Source organism: Pseudoalteromonas sp. BSi20652 (assembly GCF_000239855.1).
In the GTDB taxonomy this organism is placed as follows: Bacteria; Pseudomonadota; Gammaproteobacteria; order Enterobacterales; family Alteromonadaceae; genus Pseudoalteromonas.
In genome coordinates this window covers 14,147-28,540 of sequence record NZ_BADT01000248.1, presented here as the reverse complement: position 1 = coordinate 28,540, position 14,394 = coordinate 14,147, and the positions used below count along the sequence as shown (strand labels likewise).

Here is a 14,394-nt window from a genome sequence, read left to right as displayed (position 1 = left end):
AGGTTATTGTTATTAATCAGTTTGTTTGCTCATAGATTCTACAACAGCTGCAATTTTTTGAGCACTGTCGATTACAATCTTTTCTTGCTCGGCTTCAACCATAACACGAACCACTGGTTCAGTGCCTGACTTACGCAGCAAAACACGGCCTTTATTACCTAAAATTTGTTCAACCTGAGCTACAGCAGCAAGTACTTCTTCAGCCTTCGTTGGATCTGTCCCTGGGGTATAACGTACATTTATCATTTTCATTGGATACTTAACAAAACCGGCCCCTAAATCTTGTAAGGTATGATTTTGCGCAACCATTGCAGCTAAAACTTGCAAACTTGAAATAATACCATCACCTGTATTAATTAAATCAAGATTCAATACATGCCCAGAACTTTCACCGCCAATTTTCCAACCTTTTTGCTGCAATAGTTCCATCACGTAACGATCGCCCACTTTACTGCGAGCGAACTCAATACCTTTTGCGTTTAGCGCATTTTCTAAACCCATATTCGACATAACAGTACCAACAACACCACCACCTAAGTTATCATCTTGAGCGGCTTGGCAAGCAATAATATAAACGAGGTCATCACCATCAAATACACGCCCGTTATGATCAACCATCATTACGCGGTCGCCATCGCCATCATAGGCAATGCCTACATCTGCTTTAAATTCGAGTACTTTACGCTTTAGAGTATCTACATGTGTAGCACCACATTCATGATTAATATTCACACCATTAGGCTCACATGCAAAAGTAATGACTTCTGCACCTAACTCTCGCATAACGGAAGGAGCTATGTGATACGTTGCTCCGTTTGCACAATCAACAACTATCTTCAAGCCTTCAAGCGATAACCCTTGCGGGAACTGGCTTTTACAAAACTCAATATAACGACCATCGGCACTGGGTAACCTACTCGCCTTACCTAGTTTGTCTGAGGCTACACATGTCATTGGCTCATCTAGCATCGCTTCTATTTGTAGCTCAACGGCATCATCAAGCTTTAAGCCACTGCCATTAAAAAACTTAATACCGTTATCATAATATGGATTGTGTGAAGCACTAATAACAACACCAGCTTCTGCGCGGAAAGTTTGTGCCAAATAAGCTATTGCTGGAGTTGGCATGGGCCCAAGTAGTACAACATCAATTCCAGCGGCAATAAAGCCAGACTCAATTGCCGTTTCAAGCATATAACCAGAAATACGTGTATCTTTTCCAATAATAACTTTTTTAGTACCATTTTTAGATAAAACACGCCCAGCGGCCCAACCTAATTTCATTGCAAACTCGGGTGTAATGGGTGCGGTACCAACCAATCCACGAACACCATCAGTACCAAAATATTTTCTTTCTTTCATTTATAAAACCCCTTGTTCGCAGGCTTGCAGTACATTAAGTACATCTGCTGTTTCTTTTACATCGTGTACACGAATAATTTTTGCGCCGTTTTGCACTGCGATTAACGCACCTGCTAAGCTGCCAGCTAACCGGTCACTTGTTTCTCTGTTTAATAAATTACCTATCATCGATTTACGAGATAAACCGGCCAATAACGGCAAACCTAATTTATTAAAGTGATCAAACTTAGCCAATATTTGATAGTTATGGCTAAGTGTTTTTCCAAATCCAAAACCAGGGTCTAAAATAAGCCGTTCAAACTTAATCCCTGCGCGTTCACACGCTTTAATGCGCTCACTAAAAAATATATTTATATCTGCAAACAAATTATCGTAATGAGGTGCAAATTGCATGCTACGAGGTTGCCCTTGCATATGCATCAAACAAATTGCTACGTCTTCGTACTGCGCAACAGTTTCTAAGGCATCTGGTTCTTGCAAAGCTCTTACATCATTGACTATATCTGCACCCGCAAGTATTGCTTGATCCATTACCTGCGCTTTGCTGGTATCGACTGAAATAGCGCAATCACTGTGCTCTCGTATTGCTTTAATAGCGGGAATTACTCGGGCCAGTTCGTCATTTAAGCTAACATCAGGTGCACCTGGGCGGGTAGATTCCCCCCCTATATCTATAATTTGCGCGCCATCTTGTAATAATTGCATTGCGCGCTTTAGTGCAACTGCAGGATCTAAAAACTGCCCTCCATCAGAAAATGAATCCGGCGTTACATTTAAGATTCCCATTATAACGGGCTTTTCAAAATTAAGCGCGCGGCCTCTCGGAAGCTTTAATATAGTAGTCATTACTAACCTTTATTCTTTTTCTAATACCAATAGAACAGAACCAGTATTAATAGCGGATACAAAAAAGCCCCGAATTTCGGGGCTTTCGTTTTCTATTTTAACGATTATTCAGCTTTGTCATCAAGGTTTGTTTCATCTTTTTTTGATGAATCATCAGTTTTTGAACTTTCATCAACAACTGGTTCTTGAGATGCTTCCGCTTTTACCGGTTTTGCTTCATGACGATCATGTGCATCACGCGGCTCACGCACTGGTTGGCGTGCCATTAAATCATCAATCTGTTTAGCATCGATGGTTTCGTACTTCATTAGCGCATCTTTCATTGAATGAAGGATATCTATATTTTCTTTTAATATCTCTTCTGCTCGTTGATAGTTGCGATCTGAAAGCAATCGAACCTCAGCATCTATTACTTTTGCTGTATCGTCTGACATGCTAGATGCACGGCTTGAACCACCGCCCATATACATTTCGTTCTGATCTTCAGCGTATAATAACGGACCTAGTTTTTCACTCAAGCCCCAATGGGTAACCATTTTACGAGCAATATCCGTAGCTCGCTCAATGTCATTACTCGCACCCGTTGTTACCTTATCTGCACCGTAAATAAGCGCTTCAGCAATACGGCCACCATAAAGACTAGAAATCATCGACTCTAAAAGCTCTTTTGAATGACTAACACGGTCTTGTTCAGGTAAGTACATTGTTACACCCAGCGCGCGGCCACGTGGAATAATAGATACTTTATAAACAGGATCATGCTCTGGTACCATACGACCTACAATCGCATGACCAGCTTCGTGATAAGCTGTCATTGCTTTTTCTTGCTCGCTCATTACCATGGTCTTGCGCTCTGCGCCCATCATAATTTTATCTTTAGCGGCATCAAACTCAGCCATGCTGACAACTCGTTTATTTCCACGAGCAGCATAAAGGGCTGCTTCGTTTACCAAGTTAGCTAAATCAGCACCTGAAAAACCAGGTGTACCACGAGCAATTAAAGCCGCTTCTACGTTATCGCCTAATGGCACTTTACGCATATGTACTTTAAGTATTTGCTCACGACCACGAATGTCTGGTAAACCGACTTCAACTTGACGGTCAAAACGACCTGGACGAAGAAGTGCAGGGTCCAATACATCTGGGCGGTTTGTTGCAGCAATAACGATAATACCCTCGTTACCACCAAAGCCATCCATCTCTACTAACATTTGGTTAAGTGTTTGTTCGCGCTCGTCGTTACCACCGCCCATTCCTGCGCCACGCTTACGACCTACAGCATCAATCTCATCTATAAAGATAATACAAGGTGCTGCTTTTTTAGCTTGTTCGAACATGTCACGTACACGTGATGCACCAACACCAACAAACATTTCAACAAAGTCTGAACCAGAAATTGTAAAAAATGGGACTTTAGCTTCACCAGCAACAGCCTTTGCAAGTAACGTTTTACCGGTACCTGGAGGGCCAACCATGAGTACACCTTTAGGAATACTACCGCCAAGCTTTTGAAATTTTGAAGGATCTCGTAAGAAATCTACCAGCTCGGTAACATCTTCTTTCGCTTCATCACAACCTGCAACATCAGCAAACGTTGTTTTAATTTGATCTTCGCTCATCAAGCGCGCTTTACTCTTACCAAATGACATAGCGCCTTTGCCGCCACCGCCTTGCATTTGACGCATGAAGAATATCCATACACCTATAAGCAGTATCATCGGGAACCAAGAAATAAATATACTTGCTAAGAATGATTGTTCTTCAGGCCTTACACCTTTCACATTTACATCATTTTTAAGTAAGTCATTTAAAATGTCTTTGTCGTAAGTTGGAATAATGGTTTGAAAGCGCTCACCATTATTTTTAGTACCTGTGATTGTTCCACTGGTGCTCTCTATTGCCACTTCTTGTATTGAGCCACTGCGGACATCTTTAACAAATTGATCGTAGTTTGTTTGACGATCAACTTTCTCGCCTCCATTAAAGCTCTGAAAGACTGACATCAGTACAACTGCTATCACAAGCCATAGTATTAAATTTTTCGCCATATCGCTCAAGGGGTTAACCTCTTGTATCCAATTAATTTAAATTCAACTAAACGCCAAGCAACTGTACTATAGTTTGTATCCGGTCGCTACTATATATACTTCCCGAGAACGGGCACGTGAGGCATCAGGTTTGCGTATTTTCACTGCTTTAAAACTATTACGTACATCTTGCAAGTATTGATCAAAGCCTTCTCCTTGGAAAACTTTAACTATAAATGCGCCATTTTTCTTTAGTACTTGACTACACATATCTAGCGCAAGTTCTACCAAATACATGCTGCCCGCTTGATCTACTGAGTTATTGCCACTCATATTTGGTGCCATATCAGAGAGTACCACATCAACATTTTTACCATCAATACGTTTTAGTAACGCATTTAATACAGCCTCTTCACGAAAGTCTCCTTGTAAAAAGTCAACACCTGCAAGGGAGTCCATAGGTAATATATCACATGCAATTACTTGGCCTTTGTCACCTACTTTTTCAACCAAATATTGTGACCAACTCCCTGGCGCTGCCCCTAGGTCAACAACGGTCATACTAGGACGAAGTAACTTATCTCTATTTTGTACTTCATCTAATTTAAAAACCGCTCGGGAACGCCAGCCTTTTTTTTGCGCTTCTTGAACATATTTATCATCAAAATGTTCTTTCAGCCATCGCTGTGAACTGGCTGACTGTTTTTTATTTGTCATAAATTAACACGCAACTAATTAGTAATATTCTCTAGATGGCGTTAGAATACCCTTAATTCAAGCCATATTCAGCAAAATTTGTATAAACATGACATTATCAAACAAACAAAAGCAGTTTTTAAAAGGTCAGGCACATAGCCTCAAGCCTGTAGTTTTACTAGGTTCTAACGGTTTAACCGAAGGCGTAGTAGTTGAAATTCAAAGTGCATTAGAAATTCACGAATTAATCAAAGTTAAAGTTCCAACTGATGATCGTGAAACAAAAGCACTTATTTTTGAAGCAATCGTTCGTGAAACGGGTGCAACTAAGCTACAAACAATTGGTCACACTATCGTGCTTTACCGTCAAAGTGTTGAGAAAAAAATACACTTACCGCGTAACTAAGCTATTTTTTGTAATTTAGTTAGCCAAATATAAAACCAGCTTAATGCTGGTTTTTTATTATTTAGCGGTTTTAATTTAAAAACTCATTTTATGATGCGTCACATCATATTCAGTGTCATTACCATTCGGCTTCTTGTTCAACCTAAAGTATTGAGTAAATTGTATCTCACTCATAGCCGGCACTTTTTCATTTAAAAGTAGTTCGGCCAGTGCTGGTGTTGTATTGCTATGCCCTATAACAACCACCACGCCGTTTAATTTTAGCAATTTGATTTTCAAATCAAAAAGTTGACTGGCATTGTATATATTTATATCTGTACTAAAATGAGCCTGCAGAGGGGCCGCTGTTTGTAACGTACGCTTATAGTTACTGCTGAAAATATGTATATTTCGGTATTCTTTAAACAAAGTAACTAAATTATTAGCGCGTGCCTTTCCTGCCTCGGAGAGTTCAGGGTTTTTACCCGTTAGCTTTTCACTATGACGAAATAAATATATCTCATCAGGTACTGCAAATGCCAAACTACAATTAAATGAGATGATTAAAAAGCTGATTATCAATATTTTTTTATTCATATTTTCTCACCTCGTTTATAGGCTAATAGCCGGTCGATAAATTCTGTCGTGAGTTCATTTATTACGCCTGTTTCAGCGTTCACAATTAAACTAAAACCGGTGTTTAAATGTGGAAATACAACTACATCACTTCTATATCCTTGCACCCAGCCACTATGATAGTAAAGTGTTTCATCTGCGTAGTTATAAACGCGCCAACCTAGTCCGTAATAAGCTTCATTAAGGTGTTTTTTCCATACTCGCCGATACATTTCTTTTTTGTATGCGTATAAGGACGTGTTTGTTTTGCGAGTATATCTAATGATAAAACATCAGGATATTGCCCTAGCTGCGCTCTTAACCAAATAGCCATATCACTTGCGCTCGCATTTACACCAGCTGCGGGCCCCACTTTATAATAATTTTTTTTAAGCTTTGCGCTATACCAGCGTTTTTTACTCCGCACATGAGGTAATGCATAATTTTTATTATGTACCATTGCTTCAAAACCTAGGCTTGCATCACTCATCTTTAAAGGTTCAAAAATAGCTTCTTGTAACCACTGTTCGTAACTTTTATAGGTGCTTTGTAGTATCACATCGCCTATAAGACTAAACATTACGTTTTGATAGCCGTAACACTTGCCTGGTTTACAAATAGGCTCAACGCCAAGTAATTTCTCAACAATACTTGGGTAATCCATACGAGATTCAATTAAATTGTCGTACGCATTGGGAACTAACCCACTCGAATGGCTTAATAGATGAAACACCTTTAGATCATCTTGATAAACAGTCCCTTTAAAATCAGTTATATAATCGCTAACAGCTCTGTCTAAATCCAGTAGCCCGTCATTCGCCAATTTAACTGATAATGAACCTGCAAATGTTTTAGAAACAGACGCGAGTCTAAACCGAGTGTGTTTATTAATTTTTTGTCCATTTCGTGCACTAGTTACACCCATAGTGTGAATATAATCTACGTTATTTTTACTTACTATAGAAAGCGCAGCACCTGGTATACCCTTACTCTTTAGTTTTTTATCGGCGTAACGACCATACTTTTTTACAAATGCATCCCAATCAGGATCCGCTTTTGCTGCAAAACCCACAGAGCTAAACAGCAAACACAAAGCACAGAGGCAATACAATAAAGAATTGAGGTACTTCATTTTTATAAACTTTATCTTTTAAATTGCATCTGCGTAGATAATATCATGAAGTTTTGTTTGGACTAACGTACAATATGAAAATTATTTATTTTTTAGTGAGTGTTTAGTACTTATGCGTTTTTTTGTTTTGTCACTTTTTATCTTATTATCAACTGGTTGTACTCTTACAAAACAGCCAGCCGAACCACTGGCTATGCCATTAAAGCCAACATTAAAAAGTCAGACTTATCAACTTGAGTACATCACTGAGCATTCGTCTCCAAAAGTTAAGTCTGTGCAACTTCCAGCCCATAATGTAGTTAGAAACCAAACAGTAAAAATCATTACAGACAAGGCGAGCGTGACCGATAAACTTTTATCGCAAATTAGCCAAGCACTGAACGATAAACAGCTAAAAGTATCAACTAAAGATAACAGTGATTACACACTGACTATTCAGCAACTTGACTTAACTTTCACAGACGATACCAAGTACGCAATAAAGCAACCAGAGACACCTTATACTCTTTATTCAAATGTTGCTCAACAATACCCAACCCAACAGTGTGCCGCAATTTTTGCACAGGTTAGTATGCGCTTAACACATAAAGCTTCAGGTGATGTTGTTTGGTTTGCTAAATCATCTATCGATAGTGCAAGTTTTCATCGTGAGCCATTAATTTATAGCTTTAGTGAAGAACAAAAAATCACTAATGAGCTTGAAGTTGTTGCTTTCGTTCATCAACAAAATACTGATGAGGCTCGCATTGAAAGACTTGGAAAAGATATTCAAATTCCTCAATATAAAACGCTTTCTAAATTATCAAGCCTTACAAAACTTAGTGGCCCATGCAGCAGAACGGAAATTAGTGCATTAACACCTATGATGCAATTTTACTTAAGCAGTATATTAATCGATAAAATTAAAGTTCAGTAAATTTTGTATTGACTACATTTTTTTACAGATTAAAGGAATGAATTAACAATATACTACGCACAATAAAAAATAATAATTAGGCTCCTAGGGATGAAAAACGCTTTGCTTAACCATACTTTACTGAGCATAACACTGCTTTTTTTCTGCCTTTTTAGCACATCAAGCATGGCAAGTAACCGCTATTATGCAGATAATACGTTAGAGCCAACCCAAGGTTTTGCATGGGATTGGAGTGCTGGTGCAGGCTTTTATATTGAAGATTCTTACCTTGTCGGGATTGAGTCTTACGATAAAGGCGTTGAGCTTGATTTAAGCCTTGCAGTTTCCTACGATAAATTTTACCTTGATTTTGATCACAATCAACTCAGCGGTGGCCTTGTAATAGGCTACAGCCTCGTAGATAAATTTGATTGGGGTCTAGATATATTAGGCACAAATACTCAAGCAGGGTTTGACGAAAAAGGCCTCGGATTTTATAACGATGGTGTCATAAAAGAACTCAAAGGCATAAAAAAACGTAATTATGACTTTGACGTTGGTCTTAGGCTATCCCGTCGATTTGAAAATTCACAATTCTCTTTTGAATACCTCCATGATGTATCTGGGGCACACAATGGTTGGGTTGTGAATAGCTTTTTTAGCCACATTTTACCATGGAAAAACTGGGAATTTAGATCTGGTGTTGGCGTAAGTGCTTATTCTGCTGATTTCACTAATTATTACTTCGGTATAGATGCTGATGAAGCGACTAGCATTCGTCCTTTGTACAGTAGCAATGCAAGTACAAGTATTATCTTTGAGTTTCATGCTGAGTACCCAATGAGCCAGGACTGGGTCTTTTTAGCCGGCTGGCTTACCACATGGTTTTCAAAAGAAATTGACGACAGCCCTATTATTTCACAAGGGTATCAACACAAAGCCAAGGTAGGCCTACGTTATGTCTTTTAGATGGATCTGTTTGTTATTGTTCTTACACAGTACTTTTACTGTTAAAGCTCAGGAGCCTCCACAGGCACTCATAGCAGTCCCCGATACCTGTGTTGCATTACGCGAAGGGCGAAATTGTTATGCTGATGTTTCGCTTACATGGGAGCAACCTGCCATTGGTAATTACTGCCTACGTGATGCGACTTCAAAATATATTATGCAATGCTGGCTCAAGCAACAAAGCGGTACTTTTAATTACGCATTTGATTCACAGCAAAGTATTTCATTTGAACTATTTGACAGCAATACATCTAAAATAATTAGTATTGCCGAAGTCAAGCTTCAATGGGTATACCAAAATAGACAAAAAACGTCGCTGGCGATTATTTTAACCAATGTATTAAGGATAATTTATGGATAACTACGGTACTATTTTACTTGTAGAAGACGATGTATCGCTTGCTCAATGGGTTGCAGAATATTTAACTGAGCAAGGCTATTCAACACATGTTTGCCACAGAGGCGATGAAGTTGTAAGTCAGGTAAAAACTCTTAATCCCAATATCGTACTGCTTGATATTATGCTCCCAGGGCAAGATGGTATTAGCGTATGTAGAGAGCTTCGCAGCTTTTATAACGCACCTATTATAATGCTCACTGCACGCGATGAAGAAATGGATGAAGTCATTGGCTTAGAAGTTGGCGCAAGCGATTACATAATGAAACCGGTTCGACCTCGCGCACTTTTAGCGAGAATTAAAACAGCACTGCGTCAAAGCAGTGAACCAAACAAATCACTGGCAAACGAAAGCGTTGTAAATGTAGGTTCATTGAGCATAAATACCGAATCTAGAAATGTAAAATTCAGCGAACAAGACGTAAATATTTCGAGTGCTGAGTACTTATTACTTCACTATTTAGCGAGTAATGCAGGGCAAGTAGTGTCTCGTGACGCTGTTTTTAAAGCAACTAAAGGCAGAGAATATGATGGTCTTGATAGAAGCGTTGATGTGCTTATTTCAGCATTACGTAAAAAGTTTAATGACGATCCACAAAATCCAGAAAAAATAAAAACAATATGGGGTCGTGGTTATTTATTAGTTTCTACTGCGTGGTAATTAAGTGATGTTAATTTAAATGAAAAAGTTTTATATATCGCTCTTAGGCAGCGCACTTTTATCTATTGTGGTACTTGGCTGGCTGATTGATGCATTTAGCCAACAAGCACATATCCCACAAGATGAATTTAGTGTGCAAAATAAAATGATGATGGGCTTTAGTAAACAATTGGCTAATACCCCTACTTCTGAGCGCAGCGCATATGTAAAACAACTCGCTAATGAGTTTGGTTTATCAATTGATTACAAACTTAATGAATCCCTCGCCCTTCCCCCTTCGTTACTACTGCAAATGCACACACCAGGCGGTTTGATTTTAGAAGATCAACAAGGCTTTTATATGCTGTATAGCAACCAAACGTTAAACCCTTTTCATATATCAATGCGACTTGATAAACGTGCAGACACCGAACAACGCAATGATATATTTTTAACACTGCTATTTTATGCCGGACTATGTGTCTTTATGGGGTTTATTATTGCGCCGTTAGCTAAACGTTTGACTGTATTAAATGAAGCGGCAAAAAAAGTTTGCATCAGGCAATATACAGGTCCGAATTAAAGTCTCGTACTTTACCTATATCAAAGATGTAGAGCTAACGTTTAATAGGATGGCAAGCCAAATAGAAAAATTAGTCGCTGAAAACAAACTAATGGCTTCAAGCTTATCTCACGATATACGTACGCCTATTGCTTGTCTGCGTTTTGGATTAGATGCCGCCATCGATAGTCATGACGAAAAAAAATAAAACTGTATTTATCCCGTATGGAAAACGATTTAGACCATATGGAGTCGATGCTAAAAAGCTACTTAGCTTTTTCAACACTTGAACAAAACGCGAATAAACTGACCTACTCTTCGACTAATATAAAGCACTACCTTGATGATATTTTAGTACAGCTTGCACCTAAACTTGAATCGCAAATGCTCAACGTACAACACAATAGCACACGTGATATTATTAATGCGGATCTTCACTGGCTTGCGCGTGCGATTACTAATTTACTAACCAATGCCTGTGACTTTGCTGAACAACATATTTACCTAAGCGCTAAAGTTTACGATCGACAACTTATAATAACCGTTGAGGATGACGGCCCTGGTATCGCAAAAGAAAATTTTAAAAATGTATTTAGTCCATTTTTTAGAGAAGAAGAACATCGTAACCGTGCAGATAAAAGCTACGGATTAGGTCTAGCAATTGTCGAAAAAGTCGCTGATTGGCATCATGGCAGTGTCAATGTAAGTAAAAGTAATAAATTAGGTGGGGCTTGCTTTACCCTTATTATTGATCAGCACCACAAAGCATAAAATATTAGTTACACACCGTAATAAGCATTTTAAAACGAGAACAACCTGTTAAACTTAACAATACGATAACATTTACTAAAAATAGCGCCCACATCATACAATAGCCTTACTAAATTGTGTTAAATCGACAAATAAGCACTTTTTATTTATTTACATTTCCAGTAGATTGTCAGCGCCGTCAAAAAATAGAGAAGTATAATAATATGAGCGCAATTAGAGGCGAGTTTAGTTCTCGTTTTGGTTTTATTATGGCAGCCGCAGGCTCTGCCGTTGGTTTGGGCAACATTTGGGGATTTCCAACACAAACAGCTAGTAATGGTGGTGCTGCGTTTTTAGTCGCCTATTTAGTGCTAGCCTTTTTTCTAGCTTATCCTGCTCTAATGGCTGAACTTATGATTGGTCGCTATGGACAAGCTAACGCAGTTTCTTCGCTTCAAAAAAATATCAAACAAACCTTGGCAAAAACACTTTGCATTTATTGTTGGTTTTGGTGGTATTTTATGTGCTGGCTTTATATTAAGCTTTTACGCAATTGTTGCCGGTTGGATGCTAAGTGCAACCGCTGAACCTATCACGACACTCGTTGGTGCTGAGTCAGCTTCAACTTGGCTTAGTGAGCAGTCACTCTCGCGAAATATCATATTTACCATTGTCTTTATTGTATTAACGGTCGCTATTATTAGTCGTGGTGTCGAAAACGGTATAGAAAAATGGTCAAAGCGTTTAATGCCTGCATTACTCGGTATTTTATTCTTATTAATTGCCTACGTAATGACACAAGATGGAGCAATGGAAGGTTTAAAGGCCTATCTTGTCCCTGACTTTTCATCTATTTTTGATGCTGAATTATTGGTAAGTGCATTAGGGCAAGCTTTTTTCTCGCTATCACTTGGTACTAGCGTGATGATCATATATGGCTCATACATCAGCAAAAAAGAAAATCTTGTTTCATTAGGTGCTTATGTCACACTTATTGATGTGTTTATTGCCTTTGTGGCAGGCTTACTGATTATTCCTGCTATGTATGTTGCTCAAGCACAAGGCGTAGAGATATTCTCACCAATAACAGGTAAACTCCTTTCTGAAGACACTTTGGTATTTCAGGTATTACCTGCATTGTTTGATGGTATGGGTAGTGTAGGTGTGTTTGTAGGTTTTGCTTTTTTTGCGCTGATGAGTATTGCTGCATTAACTTCATCTATTTCTATGCTTGAAGCTCCTGTATCTTACACAGTAGAGCGCTTTGCAATGAAACGCGTACAAGCTACTTGGTTGATTGGTGCTTTAATCACAGTCGTTAGTATTGTAATTGTGTGTAATCTTGGCAGCTTATTTGGACTCGTTATTACTCTTACTACAAAGGTAGCTCAGCCTTTACTCGGCCTTATGTGCTGTCTATTTGTAGGCTGGATTTGGTATAGAGGCTCTTTACTTAAGGCAATTCAAGAAGGTAACCCTAAGATCCACAATACATTGTTTTGGAAAGTATGGCCTTGGTATACCAAGTTTGTATGCCCACTCGCTATTGGTATGGTATTTTTAAATTCATTATTAAGCTAGGTAATATCTGAATTTTTAAAGCGTCATTAATTAAAATAGCCCACATTAGTGGGCTTTTTTATATCTGTTAATATCAATAACAAACGACTAAGAGACTCAAATAAACAATTGCTAGTATAGGCTGATTTTTGTAAGTTTAGTTTAATCTGTACCTGTCACTTTTAAAATCATATCTTGGTGAGGAATACCGTCTTCAACGTATTCTTTTGAAAAATTCTCAAAACCAAATGAGCGATAAAATTCGAGCAAGTAGGTTTGTGCACCAATATAAATATCTCGTTCAGGCCATTGCTCTTTACAGCACTCTATAGCTTTTCTTACAAGTGAAGCAGCATGACCTTTACCACGCGCGCTTTTATTTACTAGCACACGTCCTATTGCGCTGTATTGCTCATTTTTTTCATAGCATCGCGCATAAGTTTGTAGTTGCCCATTACCTAATGTATATAGATGCTGTGTATTTAATGCAATATCTACATCATCAAGTTCAGGGTAAGGGCACTCCTGCTCTACAACAAATACGTCAACACGTCCGCGCATAATAGTAAAAAGAGTATGTGCATCTAAAGCATTAAACTGCTCACATTTAAATTGCATTTTAAATCCTATAAACAATAAACCCAGCCTAGGCTGGGTTTAATAAAAAATTATTCACTAGTTAATTTATATTAAGCAAATAAGCGCTCTAGTTGATCACACAACTGAGAAAGATTCACGTGATCATGCTCTATTGTTAAATCAATATAACCATCACCTTTAAACGCACGGTCTAGCTCAATTAAAACATGTGTTTTGTGCGCTTCAGGTACAAACGACAACTCAATCTCTTGAATGCCAAATAAACTTCTACTATTGGGTTTGTATTCAAGCTCTTGATAGCACCCAGATACAGACTGAAAGGTAGATGCACGCAGATGACCTTTCTCAACGTCAGCCTTCATTAAACTAAAACCTAACTTTTCCATCGCCTGCATACAGGTTTTAACGGCTTCATTTGGGTAAATATGCAAATGATCTTTATCTGTTGGGTCAAGTGCTAAATCAATATCTAACCCTGTTTCTAACCACACATGAGATTGGTTATAGCCTGCGTTAATCTCTGTAATTGGTGTTTCAGAATGAAGGCGTGCTTCAAAAGGAATACTTTTAACATCACCAGGCTCAATGGTACCAATATCTGTAATACGCCATTGATCAATCACGTGGTTAGTAAAATAATCACCATCATCACCGGCTACTTTTACACGAGTCATTAGTAGTAAATCTAAACCAGCTATTTCCTGGTTAACATCTCCAGCTGTAATAACTATTTGTGCATTGAAAAGCTGACCTGGCTGTAAATGCTCTGTTTCCAAAATAGTATCTACTTTAGCGGCACCAATACCAACCGATGCTAAAATCTTTTTAAACATATATTTCTCCTTAAGCAGAGCAAAGATGTTCTATTAAATGCTCTAACTTAAACTCTTTCGTTATAGTATCTTAACCACATTTAAAA

Annotated in this window: 11 protein-coding genes and 4 pseudogenes; 7 read left to right on the top strand and 8 right to left on the bottom strand. The window is 38.4% G+C overall.

The features are described 5' to 3' along the window. Positions 1-12: 12 nt before the first annotated feature. The 4 genes from glmM to rlmE all read right to left on the bottom strand — a co-directional run bounded on the left by glmM (position 13) and on the right by rlmE (position 4,952). Positions 13-1,362 (bottom strand): phosphoglucosamine mutase, encoded by a 1,350-nt coding sequence (glmM, locus tag P20652_RS00445; protein WP_008172894.1) that lies wholly within the window; start codon positions 1,360-1,362, stop codon positions 13-15. Next, positions 1,363-2,208 (bottom strand): dihydropteroate synthase, encoded by an 846-nt coding sequence (gene folP / locus P20652_RS00450; protein ID WP_008172893.1) that lies wholly within the window; start codon positions 2,206-2,208, stop codon positions 1,363-1,365. A 104-nt stretch (positions 2,209-2,312) separates the two neighbouring features. After that, positions 2,313-4,256 (bottom strand): ATP-dependent zinc metalloprotease FtsH, encoded by a 1,944-nt coding sequence (gene ftsH / locus P20652_RS00455; protein WP_033018236.1) that lies wholly within the window; start codon positions 4,254-4,256, stop codon positions 2,313-2,315. Positions 4,257-4,322: 66 nt separating this feature from the next. After that, complete coding sequence (gene rlmE / locus P20652_RS00460; protein WP_008172889.1) at positions 4,323-4,952, bottom strand: 23S rRNA (uridine(2552)-2'-O)-methyltransferase RlmE; 630 nt, start codon at positions 4,950-4,952, stop codon at positions 4,323-4,325. An 88-nt stretch (positions 4,953-5,040) separates the two neighbouring features. Between rlmE and yhbY the strand changes: the two genes are divergently transcribed. Further along, entirely contained in the window at positions 5,041-5,337 is a 297-nt protein-coding gene (gene yhbY / locus P20652_RS00465) for a ribosome assembly RNA-binding protein YhbY (RefSeq protein ID WP_002963153.1), read from the top strand. Positions 5,338-5,412: 75 nt separating this feature from the next. Here yhbY and P20652_RS00470 read toward each other — a convergent pair whose 3' ends face one another. Both P20652_RS00470 and P20652_RS19305 read right to left on the bottom strand, forming a co-directional pair. Continuing rightward, a complete protein-coding gene (locus P20652_RS00470; RefSeq protein ID WP_008172886.1) occupies positions 5,413-5,913 on the bottom strand; it encodes a histidine phosphatase family protein in 501 nt (166 codons plus the stop codon). Then, positions 5,910-7,063: pseudogene (locus P20652_RS19305) on the bottom strand (serine hydrolase domain-containing protein). The gene P20652_RS00470 and the pseudogene P20652_RS19305 overlap by 4 nt, the downstream one beginning before the upstream one ends. A gap of 112 nt (positions 7,064-7,175) precedes the next feature. Here P20652_RS19305 and P20652_RS00475 point away from each other — a divergent pair. From P20652_RS00475 to P20652_RS00495, 6 genes and pseudogenes are all read left to right on the top strand, one after another. Continuing rightward, positions 7,176-7,979, top strand: coding sequence for a hypothetical protein (locus P20652_RS00475; protein WP_008172879.1), 804 nt, complete (start codon positions 7,176-7,178; stop codon positions 7,977-7,979). Between the two features lie 165 nt (positions 7,980-8,144). Further along, a complete protein-coding gene (locus P20652_RS00480) occupies positions 8,145-8,927 on the top strand; it encodes a MipA/OmpV family protein (RefSeq protein ID WP_008172875.1) in 783 nt (260 codons plus the stop codon). Then, positions 8,917-9,298 (top strand): annotated as a pseudogene (locus P20652_RS00485) (DUF3019 domain-containing protein). The gene P20652_RS00480 and the pseudogene P20652_RS00485 overlap by 11 nt, the downstream one beginning before the upstream one ends. 21 nt (positions 9,299-9,319) lie before the next feature. Next, positions 9,320-10,024 carry a response regulator transcription factor gene (locus tag P20652_RS00490; protein ID WP_008172871.1) on the top strand — a complete coding sequence of 235 codons (705 nt, stop codon included), beginning with the start codon at positions 9,320-9,322 and terminating at the stop codon, positions 10,022-10,024. Between the two features lie 19 nt (positions 10,025-10,043). Next, positions 10,044-11,336 (top strand): annotated as a pseudogene (locus tag P20652_RS19300) (ATP-binding protein). Between the two features lie 203 nt (positions 11,337-11,539). Then, a pseudogene (locus P20652_RS00495) lies at positions 11,540-12,896 on the top strand (sodium-dependent transporter). A gap of 141 nt (positions 12,897-13,037) precedes the next feature. Here the strand turns inward: P20652_RS00495 and P20652_RS00500 are convergent. Both P20652_RS00500 and P20652_RS00505 read right to left on the bottom strand, forming a co-directional pair. Continuing rightward, positions 13,038-13,493: a GNAT family N-acetyltransferase gene (locus tag P20652_RS00500; protein ID WP_008172862.1), complete on the bottom strand. Its 456-nt coding sequence runs from the start codon at positions 13,491-13,493 to the stop codon at positions 13,038-13,040. Between the two features lie 71 nt (positions 13,494-13,564). Further along, positions 13,565-14,308, bottom strand: a complete 744-nt coding sequence (locus P20652_RS00505; protein ID WP_008172860.1) for a sporulation protein — start codon at positions 14,306-14,308, stop codon at positions 13,565-13,567. Between the last annotated feature and the right edge of the window lie 86 nt (positions 14,309-14,394).